Consider the following 12,785-nt stretch of genomic DNA (forward strand, 5'->3'; position numbering starts at 1 on the left):
ACGATTGCAAAGGATTGTAAAGTTACGCCCCGGGCGGGGCGTGATCGGATTACGGGAGGGTGTGTTCGGCGAGCTGCGCCATAAACTGACGCACCCATTCCATGCGGTTTTTGCGCTCGTCCAGTTCGCGGAAGAACTTCAGTCGCGTCGGGCCATCGAGGCGGTAATGCTGCGGCTCTTTTTGCAGCAGGCCGATAAGCCAGCCAGGATCGACATGGTTTTTCTCGGCAAACTCAATGGTGCCGCCTTTCTCGTTGGCCTCGATTTTACGCACGCCAAGCTTCTGGGCCTGCTGGCGCAGGGCGGCGATATCCAGCAGCGTGCGCGCCGGGTCCGGCAGCAGACCAAAGCGGTCGATAAGCTCCACTTTGATCTCCTCAAGCTCCTGCTCTTTCTTGGCGCTGGCAATGCGCTTATAGAACGACAGGCGCGTATTCACATCCGGAATAAACGCCTCCGGCAGTAGCGACGGCATTCGCAGCTCCACTTCCGTCTGCTGGCTGGTGAGATCCTCAAGCGATGGCTCGCGCCCGGCTTTCAGCGCGTCAACGGCGTTTTCCAGGAGCTCCATATAGAGCGAGAAGCCAATGGTTTCCATCTGTCCGCTCTGATCTTCGCCCAGCAGCTCGCCCGCGCCGCGAATTTCCAGATCGTGCGTCGCCAGGGCAAAGCCCGCGCCCAGATCTTCCAGTGAGGCGATCGCCTCCAGACGTTTCTGGGCATCGGTAGTCATCGCCTTCGGCGGCGGGGTCAGCAGCCAGGCATAGGCCTGATGGTGCGAACGACCGACGCGTCCGCGCAGCTGGTGCAGCTGTGCGAGACCAAAATGATCGGCGCGTTCGATGATGATGGTATTGGCGGTCGGAATATCGATGCCGGTTTCGATTATCGTGGTACAGACCAGCACGTTAAAGCGCTGGTGGTGGAAATCGTTCATCACCCGTTCAAGTTCGCGCTCGCGCATCTGGCCGTGACCGATGGCGATACGCGCCTCCGGCACCAGATTCGCCAGCCGCTCGGCGGCTTTCTGAATATTTTCGACATCGTTGTAGAGGTAATAGACCTGACCGCCGCGCAGCACTTCACGCAGGATAGCCTCGCGCACCACCAGATTGTCATACTCGCGCACGAAGGTTTTCACCGCCAGACGACGCGCGGGCGGCGTGGCGATAATCGACAGATCGCGCATGCCGCTCATCGCCATGTTTAGCGTGCGTGGAATAGGCGTCGCGGTGAGCGTCAGAATATCCACATCGGCGCGCATCGCCTTGATACGCTCTTTATGACGCACCCCGAAGCGGTGCTCTTCATCGACGATCAAAAGACCGAGGTCTTTCATTTTTACGTCGCTCTGCAACAGCTTGTGGGTGCCGATAAGAATATCGACTTTCCCGTCGGCGGCCTGTTCCAGCACCTGCGCCTGCTCTTTGGCGCTGCGAAAGCGCGACAGCAACTCAATGCGCACGGGCCAGTTGGCGAAGCGGTCACGGAAATTGTCGAAATGCTGCTGGGCCAGCAGGGTGGTCGGCACCAGCACCGCCACCTGCTTATTGTTCTCCACCGCCAGGAACGCCGCGCGCATCGCCACTTCGGTTTTGCCAAAGCCCACGTCGCCGCACACCAGACGGTCCATCGCCAGCGGCTGGCACATGTCGCTCAGCACCGCGTTGATCGCCTGCGCCTGATCCGGCGTGGTTTCAAACGGGAATCCTTCGCAGAAGAGTTGATACTGCTCTTTGTCATGCTTAAAGGCGAAACCGGATTTCGCGGCGCGCTGGGCGTAGATATCCAGCAGCTCCGCCGCCACGTCGCGCACTTTCTCCGCCGCTTTCTGGCGCGCTTTTGACCACGCGTCGCCGCCGAGCTTATGCAGCGGCGCGTTCTCTTCGGCCCCGCCCGCATAGCGGCTAATCAGATGCAGTGAAGAGACCGGCACATACAGCTTCGCGTCACCGGCGTAGGTCAGCATCAGGTATTCCGCCGTGATGCCGCCCGCTTCAAGCGTCGTCAGACCGGCGTAGCGGCCCACGCCATGCTCCAGATGCACCACCGGCTGGCCGGGGCGCAGCTCCGCCAGGTTGCGGATGAGCGTATCCGGGTTAATGGTGCGGCGGCTCTCCTGACGACGGCGCGTGACGCGCTCGCCCAGCAGATCGCTTTCACAGATAAAAGCGCGGTGGCGCAGGGTGTCGATAAACCCGCGCTCCGACGCGCCGATGCTCAGGTAGCGTTCGCCTTCCTGCGCATCCTCCAGCCGCAAAAGACGCTTCGGCGCGATTTTGATGCGGGACAGGAGTTCCGAGAGCGCCTCGCGGCGGCCCTCGCTTTCCACCGAGAAAATCACCGGCCCGGTGAAGGATTCCAGAAAGCGGCGCAGGCTATCGAGCGGCGATTTCTGCTGGGCCTGGACGGCGATATCCGGCAGCGGCTGATAGCCCAGATTGGTGTTGGCGGCTTTGTCGGCCAGCGCCTCGGTTTTCAGCTGCACGCGCGGCCAGGCTTTTAACTGCGCATGAAGTTCATCGGTGCGCAGCCAGAGTTCTTCCGGCGGCAGCAGCGGGCGCATCGGGTCCACGCCGCGGTTTTCAAAGCGCGCCATGGCGTCGGCCCAGAAGCGGTCGGCGCTGGCTTCCAGATCGCCCGTGCTCACCACCAGCGTGTTTTTCGGGAAATAACTGAACAGCGGCGGCAGCGGCTCGTTAAAGAACAGCGGCTGCCAGTATTCGATCCCGGCGGGCAGGGTGCCTTTGCTCACCTGCTGATAGATATGCTCCGGGTCGCGTTTCACCTCGAAACGGTCGCGCCACTGGCTGCGGAAAAGCTCAATGGCCGCTTTGTCGGTCGGGAATTCGTGCGCGGGCAGCAGGTTTATCGCTTCCACTTCTTCCAGCGTGCGCTGGGTATCGACGTCAAACAACCGCAGGCTGTCGATTTCGTCATCGAAAAAGTCGATACGGTAAGGCTGCTCGCTGCCCATCGGGTAGAGATCGAGCAGCGCGCCGCGGGTGGCGTATTCGCCATGCGCCATCACCTGGTCTACATGGCGATAGCCCGCCTGATCCAGCTGGGCGCGCAGCGTGTCGCGCGATAACTGCTGGCCTTTTTGCATCACCAGCGCGTGGCCGTGCAGGAAGCTGTGCGGGCAGACGCGCTGCATCAGGGTGTTCACCGGCAGGATCAGCACGCCGCGCTGCATACCGGGCAACTGATAAAGCGTCGACAGGCGCGAGGAGATAATCTCCTGATGCGGCGAGAAGCTGTCATACGGCAGCGTCTCCCAGTCGGCCAGGTTCATCACCAGGCTTTCGGTAAATTGTTGAATTTCATCGTGCAGACGCAGGGCGGTTTGCATATCCGGCGCGATAAGCACCAGCGGGCCGGTATGGCGTTCCGCCATTTCCGCCACCTCGACGGCGCAGGCCGCGCCGGTCAGTTCACCCAGTTGACGCTGATCGCCCGCTTTGACGGGCAGAGAGTAACGATATTGTTCAGGCATAGAAGGCGAAGCGTGCTCCGGTTGTGCCGCTTGTCCGGGATAAAAACCCGGCGACAGAGTGGGTTAGTGGTTCCATAAATCAGATCTGGGCTTTATTATCGTTGATCACTTTGCATTAGCAACCGTACAAGACGGATTTCATGTATCAACCTGTCGCGTTATTTATCGGCCTGCGCTATATGCGCGGGCGTGCAGCAGACCGCTTCGGCCGTTTCGTCTCCTGGCTCTCCACTATCGGCATCACGCTCGGCGTGCTGGCGCTGGTGACAGTGCTCTCCGTGATGAATGGTTTCGAGCGTGAACTGCAAAACAACATTCTCGGGCTGATGCCGCAGGCGCTTATCAGTTCATCCAAAGGCTCCGTCAATCCGCAGCAGTTGCCTGCCGACAGCCTCCACCTTGAGGGCGTTAGCCGTATCGCGCCGCTCACCACCGGCGATGTGGTGCTGCAAAGCGCGCGCAGCGTGGCGGTGGGCGTGATGCTGGGTATCGACCCGGCGCAGCGCGACCCGCTGACGCCGTATCTGGTCAACGTCAATCAGCAGGATCTGGCCGCCGGGAAATACAACATTATTCTCGGCGAACAGCTCGCGGGCCAGCTTGGCGTCAAACGCGGTGATCAACTGCGCCTGATGGTGCCGTCGGCCAGCCAGTTCACGCCGATGGGCCGACTGCCGAGCCAGCGTCTCTTTACCGTTATCGGCACCTTCGCCGCCAACAGCGAAGTTGATGGCTACCAGATGCTGGTCAACATTCAGGATGCCTCACGCCTGATGCGCTACCCGGCGGGCAATATCACCGGCTGGCGGCTGTGGCTGAATGAACCGCTGAAAGTGGATGTGCTGAGCCAGCAGACCTTACCCGCGAACACCCAATGGCAGGACTGGCGCGAGCGCAAAGGCGAGCTGTTCCAGGCCGTGCGCATGGAGAAAAACATGATGGGCCTGCTGCTGAGCCTGATTGTCGCCGTCGCCGCGTTTAACATCATTACGTCGCTAGGGCTGATGGTGATGGAGAAACAGGGCGAAGTGGCTATCCTGCAAACCCAGGGCCTCACGCGACGTCAAATCATGGCGGTGTTTATGGTCCAGGGCGCCAGCGCAGGCGTTATCGGCGCGCTGTTTGGCGCGCTGCTCGGCGCGCTGCTCGCCAGCCAGTTGAATAATCTGATGCCGGTGATTGGCGCGTTCCTGGATGGCGCCGCGCTGCCGGTCGTTATCGAGCCGTTGCAGGTCATCGGTATTGCGCTGGCGGCGATGGCCGTCGCGCTGTTGTCCACGCTTTATCCTTCCTGGCGCGCCGCCGCCACCGAACCCGCTGAGGCTTTACGTTATGAGTAATTCTGTGCTGTTACAGTGCGACAACCTGTGCAAACGCTACCAGGAAGGCAAAGTGCAAACGGATGTGTTGCACAACGTCAGCTTCAGCATCGACGCGGGCGAAATGATGGCGATTGTCGGCAGCTCCGGCTCCGGCAAAAGTACGCTCTTACACCTGTTGGGCGGGCTGGATACGCCCACCTCCGGCGACGTGATTTTCAGCGGACGTGCGCTGAGCACGCTCTCTTCTTCTGCCAAAGCGGAGCTGCGTAACCGCGAGCTTGGCTTTATTTACCAGTTTCACCATCTGCTGCCGGATTTCACCGCGATGGAAAACGTGGCGATGCCGCTGCTTATCGGCAAAGAGGCGAAGGCCGAGACCGAGCGTCGGGCGCTGGCGATGCTCGACGCCGTAGGCCTCGCGCACCGCAGCAACCACCGTCCGTCTGAGCTTTCCGGCGGCGAGCGTCAGCGCGTCGCTATCGCCCGCGCGCTGGTGAATAATCCGCGGCTGGTGCTGGCGGATGAACCGACCGGCAACCTCGACGCCCGCAACGCCGACAGTATCTTCGACCTGCTCGGCGAGCTGAATAAAACCCAGGGCACCGCTTTTCTGGTGGTGACGCACGATCTGCAACTGGCGAAGCGGCTGTCGCGCCAGCTGGAGATGCGTGACGGGCACCTGAACCCTGAGCTAACCCTGATGGGGAGGGCGTAATGGGTTCCCCGTTATCATTACTGATTGGCCTGCGCTTTAGCCGGGGGCGCCGACGCAGCGGCATGGTGTCGCTGATCTCCGTTATCTCCACCATCGGCATCGCGCTTGGCGTGGCGGTGCTGATTGTGGGCTTAAGCGCCATGAATGGTTTTGAGCGCGAGCTGAATAACCGCATTCTGGCGGTCGTGCCGCACGGCGAAATCGAGCCGGTCGAGCAACCGTGGCGCGGCTGGCAGGATGTCGTAACGCGCGTTGAAAAGGTCAACGGCATTGTCGCGGCGGCGCCGTACGTCAACTTTACCGGCCTGGTGGAGAGCGGGGCGAACCTGCGCGCCATCCAGGTGAAAGGCGTTGATCCGGCGCAGGAGCAGCGTTTAAGCGCGCTGCCGCATTATGTGCAGAACAATGCCTGGCAGAGTTTTCAGGCAGGCAAACAGCAAATCATTGTCGGTAAAGGTGTGGCGGATGCGCTGAAAGTGAAGCAGGGCGACTGGCTCTCCATCATGATCCCGAATTCTGACGCCGACCATAAGTTGTTGCAGCCTAAACGCGTGCGTTTGCAAGTGGCTGGCATTCTGCAACTGAGCGGCCAGCTCGATCACAGCTTTGCGATGGTGCCGCTGGCCGATGCGCAGGGGTATCTGAACCTCGGTGACAGTGTCACGGGTATCGCCATTAAAGTGAATGATGTCTTTAACGCGAATCAGCTGGTGCGCGACGCGGGCCAGGTGACGGACGCTTATGTCTATATCAAAAGCTGGATCAACACCTACGGCTACATGTACCGCGATATCCAGATGATCCGCGCGATTATGTATCTGGCGATGGTGCTGGTGATTGGCGTCGCCTGTTTTAATATCGTCTCGACGCTGGTGATGGCGGTGAAAGACAAAAGCAGCGACATCGCGGTGCTGCGCACGCTGGGCGCGAAGGATGGTCTTATCCGCGCGATTTTCGTCTGGTACGGACTGCTCGCCGGGCTGCTCGGCTCGGTCAGCGGCGTGGTGGTGGGCGTGCTGGCGTCATGGCAGCTGACCGCCATTATTCACGGGATTGAAAAACTGATCGGCCATCATTTTCTTTCAGGCGATATTTACTTTATCGACTTCCTGCCGTCGGAGCTGCACGCGCTTGATGTGGTTTATGTGCTGATCACGGCGCTGGTGCTGAGCCTGCTGGCGAGCTGGTATCCGGCGCGGCGCGCAAGCCGCATCGATCCGGCGCGGGTGCTGAGCGGACAATAATTCAGGGAGCGGCGGATGTATTACGGGTTTGACATTGGCGGCAGCAAAATCGCCCTCGGGGTTTACGATGAGGCGCGGCGCCTGCAATGGCAAACCCGCGTCGCGACGCCGCACGACAGCTACGACAACTTTCTTGACGTCATCGTCGCGTTGGTGGCAGAGGCCGATCGCCGCTTCGGCGGCGCGGGGCATGTCGGCGTCGGCATACCGGGTATTCCGGAAACCGACGAAGGGCTGCTTTATGCCGCCAATCTCCCCGCCGCCAGCGGCAGGGCGGTGAGGCGCGATCTCAGCGCGCGGCTCGGGCGCGACGTGCGTATCGATAACGACGCCAACTGTTTTGCGCTCTCCGAGGCGTGGGACGATGAGTTTAGCGCGTATCCGGTCGTGATGGGGCTGATCCTCGGCACCGGCGTCGGCGGCGGCGTGATTGTCGAGGGCAAACCGGTGACTGGGCGCAGCTTTATCACGGGCGAGTTCGGGCATATCCGTCTGCCGGTGGATGCGCTCGCCATCCTCGGGCGCGACATCCCGCTGATCCGGTGCGGCTGCGGGCAAACGGGCTGTATTGAGAACTATCTTTCCGGCCGGGGCTTTGCATGGCTCTGGCAACACTTCTACCATGAATCACTGGAGGCGCCGCAAATCATCGCGCGGTGGCAGCAGGGTGACGCCCAGGCGCAGGCGCATGTTGAGCGCTACACTGACCTGCTGGCGACGTGCGTTGCGAGCCTGCTGACGGTGCTGGACCCGCATCTGGTGGTGCTGGGCGGCGGGCTGTCGGGGTTTTCGCATCTGACGACGGCGCTTATCGCGAAGCTGCCTGCGTATCTGCTGCCTGTTGCGAAAGTGCCGCGTATCGAGCAGGCGCGCCACGGCGACGCGGGCGGTATGCGCGGCGCGGCTTTTCTCCATCTCACACGCTCACGGAGTTGAAATGCAATCGCGTCGTCTGCACCGGCTGGGCCGGTTTCGAAGGAATAAACGTCGGCTGCGCGAGCGCTTGCGCCAGCGAATTTTTTTCCGGGACAGAATTATGACACCTGAAGTAATGAATAAACCTGTGGTTGTGGTCTTAACCGGGGCGGGGATCTCGGCGGAATCGGGTATTCGCACCTTCCGCGCCGCCGACGGGCTGTGGGAAGAGCACCGGGTGGAGGATGTGGCGACGCCGGAAGGGTTCGCGCGCAATCCGCAGCTGGTGCAGGAATTCTATAACGCCCGGCGCCGTCAGCTTCAGCAGCCGGAGATTAAGCCTAACGCGGCGCATCTGGCGCTGGCGCGGCTGGAGGAGGCGTTCGGCGACCGCTTTTTACTGGTCACCCAGAATATCGATAATCTGCATGAGCGCGCGGGCAACAAAAACGTAGTGCATATGCATGGCGAGCTGCTGAAAGTGCGCTGTTCGCAGAGCGGGCAGGTGCTGGAGTGGACGGGCGACGTGACGCCTGGCGATAAGTGCCACTGCTGCCAGTTCCCGGCGCCGTTGCGCCCGCATGTGGTGTGGTTTGGCGAGATGCCGCTCGGTATGGACAGCATTTATGAAGCGCTGGCGCGCGCCGATGTGTTTATCGCCATCGGCACCTCCGGGCACGTTTATCCGGCGGCCGGTTTTGTGCATGAAGCAAAGCTCCAGGGCGCGCATACGGTGGAGCTTAACCTTGAGCCAAGCCAGGTCGGCAGCGAGTTTGAAGAGAAGCATTATGGTCTGGCAAGCCAGGTGGTGCCGGAGTATGTCGAGAAGCTACTGAAAGGGCTTTGATGGCAGGGTTGTCAGAGGGAAACGGCAGTGTCAGAGGGAAACGGCGGGTGCGCTACGCTTACCCGCCCTACACCGATCTTTAACCGGTTATTCGTAGGGTGGGTAAGCGTAGCGCACCCACCGTGTAACGCCACATTTCCGAATCGTAGGGTGGGTAAGCGAAGCGCACCCACCACGTAACGCCACACCCCGGGGTTGTAGGGGGGTAAGCGAAGCGCACCCACCACGTAACGCCGCATCTCCAGGTTGTAGGGTGGGTAAGCGAAGCGCACCCGCCTTTACATCACGACATCGCGACGAAACTTAACGTCCCGCCTTTAACTTCTGGTAATACGACTCGTAAATCGCGCTGGCGTCGCCGACGTCGTTCTGCCATTCGCCTTTCTTGATGGTGGCTTCGTCAGGGTAAAGCGACTTATCTTCCGCCACCTCTTTCTTCAGAAGCTTACGGGCCGCCAGATTCGGCGTCGGGTAACCGATCGTTTCGGCGACCTGCTTCGCCACATCCGGACGCAGCAGGAAGTTAATCAGCTTATGCGCGCCTTCGACGTTCTTCGCATTCGCCGGAATCGCCAGGCTGTCCATCCAGAAAATCCCGCCTTCCTTCGGCCATACCACATCCAGCGGCGCGCCCGCCTGACGGGCGACCCACGCCGAGCCGTTCCATACCATGCCGAGGTTCACTTCACCTTCCAGATACGGGTTCGCCGGGTTGTCGGAGTTAAACGCCGCCACGTTCGGCATCAGCTTTTTCAGCTCGTTATAGGCCGCTTCAATCTCTTTCGGATCGGTGGTGTTGCCGGAAAGCCCGAGCTTGCGCAGCGCCATCTGGAACACTTCGCGCGCGTCATCGGTCAACAGCAGGCTGCCTTTATATTCCGGCTTCCAGAGATCCGCCCAGGAGGTCACGCTTTTCGGATCGATGGCGTCGCTGTTCACGCCAATCGCCGTCGCGCCCCAGATATACGGCACGGAATAGTCGTTATTGGGATCGAAAGGCTTATTCAGCATCGCCGGATCCAGATTATGGAAATTCGACAGCTTGCTCTTGTCGATCTTCTGGATCATCCCTTCTTTACGCATCTTGTCGACGAAGTACGTGGACGGCACCACGAGATCGTAGGCGCCCTGCTGATAGGTCTTAAGCTTGGCGTACATGGTCTCATTCGATTCATAGGTCGAATAGATAACCTTAATGCCCGTCTCTTTCGTAAACTGCTCAAGCAGGCCCGGCGGCACATACTCGGTCCAGTTGTAGAAGTAGAGCGTGTTCTTGTCATCGGCATGCGCGGCGCTCATGCCGAACGCCAGAGCACCCGCAGCAAGCAGGTGGCGTGACCATTTTTTCATTTTACGTCCCCTGGGGTTAAGGCCTGGCGAGGCAGGCTTTTCGTTTTATCGCGAAGCATCAGCTGGCTTGCCAGTACGAGCACCAGCGACAGCATCAGCAGAATGGTGGCGAGCGCGTTCACTTCCGGCGACACGCCCACTTTGACCATCGAGTAAATTTTCAGCGGCAGAATTTCATAGCCAGGCCCGGTCACGAACGACGACACCACCACGTCATCCATCGACAGCGTAAAGCTCAGCAGCCAGCCCGCCGCCACCGCCGGCATCGCCAGCGGCAGAATGATTTTGCGCAGAATGGTAATTTCGCTGGCGCCCAGGTCGCGCGCCGCTTCAAGCATCCGCACGTCAAAGCCTTTCAGGCGCGAATAGACGGTCACGACCACGAACGGCAGGCAGAACGTGATGTGCGAGAACAGCAGCGACCAGAAACCGAGCTGAATGCCCACCAGCATAAAGAGCACCAGCAGGGAAATCGCCATCACGATATCGGGCGACATCATCACCACAAACAGCATGCCGCTGACAAACGGTTTGCCGCGAAAACGGTAGCGGTAGAGCGCGACCGCCGTCAGCGCGCCGATGGCGGTCGCGAACGTGGCGGAGAGCACCGCCATCGTCAGCGAGTGCTGGGCGGCCTGCAGCAGGCTATCGTTATTCATCAGCAGGCTGTACCAGTTGGTGGTAAAGCCCTGCCAGTTAATGCCGAAACGCGAGCTGTTGAACGAGTTCACAATCAGGATCACGATCGGGATGTAAAGGTAAGCGTAAATGGCGGTCATAAAACCGCCGCGCAGCAGGCGACCGATCATTCCAGTTCCACCTTCTTGTTAAGCAGGCGCGCGGCGCGCCAGTACACCAGCAGCATCAGGCCCATCACCAGCGTCAGCGTAATGCTGGTCGCCGCGCCAAACGGCCAGTCGCGGATGTTCAGGAACTGGCTCTTGATAACGTTGCCGATCAGCAGGTTTTTCGCGCCGCCCATCAGATCGGAGACGTAAAACAGCCCCATCGCGGGCAGCATCACCAGCAGACACCCGGCGATAATGCCCGGCATCGTCAGCGGCAGAATAATGCGCACGAAGGTTTGCAGTTTGCTGGCCCCGAGATCTTTCGCGGCTTCCAGCAACGGCTTATCGAGCTTCTCAATGCTGGAGTAGAGCGGCATCACCATAAACGGCAGCAGAATATAGACCAGGCCGATAATCACCGCCGACGGGGTATACATGATGCGCACCGGCGTGTCGATAACGCCAAGCGAGAGCAGAAACTCATTCAGATAGCCGCGCGTGCTGAGAAACAGTTTCAGCCCGTAGATGCGGATAAGCGAGTTCGTCCAGAACGGGACTATCAGCAAAAACAGCAGCAGCGGGCGCACTTTCGCCGGCAGCTTCGCCAGAAACCACGCAAACGGGTAGCCCAGCACCAGACACGCCAGCGTCGCCTGCAGCGCCATATTCAGCGAGTGCAACAGCACCTGGAAATAGAGCGGGTCGAGCAGGCGCGCGTAGTTATCCAGCGTAAACACCAGGCTTACGAAATGCGCGTCGTCGCGGGTGAGAAAACTGGTGGCGATGATCATCAGGTTGGGCAGGAAGACAAACAGCACCAGCCAGCCGACGATCGTGGCGATCACCCCATTCTGGAATTTACGCGAGATCTTCATCGGCCAGCACCACCTCCCAGCTTTCCACCCAGGTCACGGCCATTTTCTGATCGAGCGAGTGGTCGAAATCGGGGTCGTCTTCGTTAAAGAATTCGCTAACTAGCACGATTTTGCCGTTTTCCAGCTCCACGACCGATTCAAGCGTCATGCCCTTATAGTTGCGCTCGCGCACAAAGCCAATCAGGCCGTCGGCTTCGCCGTCGCCGTTAATCTCTTCAACCCGCAGATCTTCCGGGCGCAGCAGCACGTTGAGTTTCTGGCCCGTCGTCACCGGGAAAGCGACATACAGCACGCATTCGCGGCCTTCTACATTTGCGCGCACGCGCTGCGCGTCGATACGCTCAATGACGATGGCTTCAAAGATATTGATCTCGCCAATAAAGCTCGCCACAAACAGGTTTTTGGGTTCTTCGTAGATTTCGCGCGGTGTGCCGTCCTGCTCAATGCGCCCGTCGCGCATGACCACGATGCGGTCGGACATCGTCAGCGCTTCTTCCTGATCGTGCGTCACGAAAACAAAAGTAATACCCAGCTTGCGTTGCAGCGCTTTCAGCTCGTTCTGCATCTGTTTGCGCAGTTTATAGTCGAGCGCCGAGAGCGATTCATCGAGCAGCAGCAGGCGGGGTTTATTCACCACGGCGCGGGCGATCGCCACGCGTTGTTGCTGGCCGCCGGAGAGTTGATGCGGTTTGCGCTGGGCAAATTCCTCAAGCTGCACCATCTTTAAAGCATCCATCACGCGCGGCGTTATTTCGGCGGCGGGCGTTTTTTGCATCCGCAGGCCAAACGCGACGTTCTCAAATACCGTCATATGCGGGAACAGGGCGTAGCTCTGGAAAACGGTATTAACGTGGCGATGCTCGGCGGGAACGTCGGTGATGTCGTGTGAATCGAGCGTGATACGCCCGGTATCGGCGTTCTCAAGGCCTGCGATAAGGCGCAGTACGGTAGTTTTACCGCAGCCGGACGGGCCGAGGAGCGTGAGGAATTCACCATGATTGATGGTCAGTGAGAAATCAGAAATGACGGTTTTACCATCAAAGCTTTTCCCGATATCCGCCAGTTGCAGAAGCGGGGAAAGCGAGCGCGGCTGTGTATTCAATTTTTTGACTCTGTCCCGTAATAAACGCATCAAGAAGAAACCGGATGCGGGGTTTGTGATGAACCACCTTTGGGTCTGGCACGTGATAAGGGCAGGCATTCTACGGCAAACCATACAAATCGCCAATGCCA

Annotated in this window: 10 protein-coding genes; 5 read left to right on the forward strand and 5 right to left on the reverse strand. The window is 59.7% G+C overall.

What is annotated here, in order from left to right:
* Positions 1-49 precede the first annotated feature (49 nt).
* Positions 50-3,496 (reverse strand): transcription-repair coupling factor, encoded by a 3,447-nt coding sequence (gene mfd, locus AACV31_RS23020; RefSeq protein WP_165156142.1) that lies wholly within the window; start codon positions 3,494-3,496, stop codon positions 50-52.
* A 140-nt stretch (positions 3,497-3,636) separates the two neighbouring features.
* Here mfd and lolC point away from each other — a divergent pair, with 140 nt between their 5' ends.
* The 5 genes from lolC to cobB are packed head-to-tail and all read left to right on the forward strand — an operon-like array spanning position 3,637 to position 8,539.
* Positions 3,637-4,836: a lipoprotein-releasing ABC transporter permease subunit LolC gene (gene lolC, locus AACV31_RS23025; protein ID WP_165156140.1), complete on the forward strand. Its 1,200-nt coding sequence runs from the start codon at positions 3,637-3,639 to the stop codon at positions 4,834-4,836.
* A complete protein-coding gene (gene lolD, locus AACV31_RS23030; protein WP_075199084.1) occupies positions 4,829-5,533 on the forward strand; it encodes a lipoprotein-releasing ABC transporter ATP-binding protein LolD in 705 nt (234 codons plus the stop codon). Before lolC ends, lolD begins: the two co-directional genes overlap by 8 nt.
* Positions 5,533-6,777: a lipoprotein-releasing ABC transporter permease subunit LolE gene (gene lolE / locus AACV31_RS23035; RefSeq protein WP_075199083.1), complete on the forward strand. Its 1,245-nt coding sequence runs from the start codon at positions 5,533-5,535 to the stop codon at positions 6,775-6,777. Before lolD ends, lolE begins: the two co-directional genes overlap by 1 nt.
* A gap of 15 nt (positions 6,778-6,792) precedes the next feature.
* Positions 6,793-7,713 carry an N-acetylglucosamine kinase gene (gene nagK / locus AACV31_RS23040; RefSeq protein ID WP_165156138.1) on the forward strand — a complete coding sequence of 307 codons (921 nt, stop codon included), beginning with the start codon at positions 6,793-6,795 and terminating at the stop codon, positions 7,711-7,713.
* Between the two features lies 1 nt (position 7,714).
* Positions 7,715-8,539, forward strand: coding sequence for a Sir2 family NAD+-dependent deacetylase (gene cobB / locus AACV31_RS23045; protein WP_165156136.1), 825 nt, complete (start codon positions 7,715-7,717; stop codon positions 8,537-8,539).
* Between the two features lie 303 nt (positions 8,540-8,842).
* On the opposite strand, the gene potD is transcribed toward cobB, so the two are convergent.
* From potD to potA, 4 genes are read right to left on the reverse strand one after another with little or no spacing between them, the layout of a single operon-like run.
* Entirely contained in the window at positions 8,843-9,889 is a 1,047-nt protein-coding gene (gene potD / locus AACV31_RS23050; protein WP_007769531.1) for a spermidine/putrescine ABC transporter substrate-binding protein PotD, read from the reverse strand.
* Entirely contained in the window at positions 9,886-10,698 is an 813-nt protein-coding gene (potC, locus tag AACV31_RS23055; protein ID WP_161588988.1) for a spermidine/putrescine ABC transporter permease PotC, read from the reverse strand. Before potC ends, potD begins: the two co-directional genes overlap by 4 nt.
* On the reverse strand, positions 10,695-11,552 hold the full coding sequence (potB, locus tag AACV31_RS23060) for a spermidine/putrescine ABC transporter permease PotB (protein ID WP_165156134.1): 858 nt from the start codon (positions 11,550-11,552) through the stop codon (positions 10,695-10,697). Before potB ends, potC begins: the two co-directional genes overlap by 4 nt.
* Entirely contained in the window at positions 11,536-12,684 is a 1,149-nt protein-coding gene (gene potA / locus AACV31_RS23065; RefSeq protein WP_165156132.1) for a spermidine/putrescine ABC transporter ATP-binding protein PotA, read from the reverse strand. The genes potB and potA overlap by 17 nt, the downstream gene beginning before the upstream one ends.
* Between the last annotated feature and the right edge of the window lie 101 nt (positions 12,685-12,785).

Source organism: Cronobacter sp. EKM101R (genome assembly GCF_963888145.1).
Taxonomy (GTDB): Bacteria; Pseudomonadota; Gammaproteobacteria; order Enterobacterales; family Enterobacteriaceae; genus Cronobacter; species Cronobacter turicensis.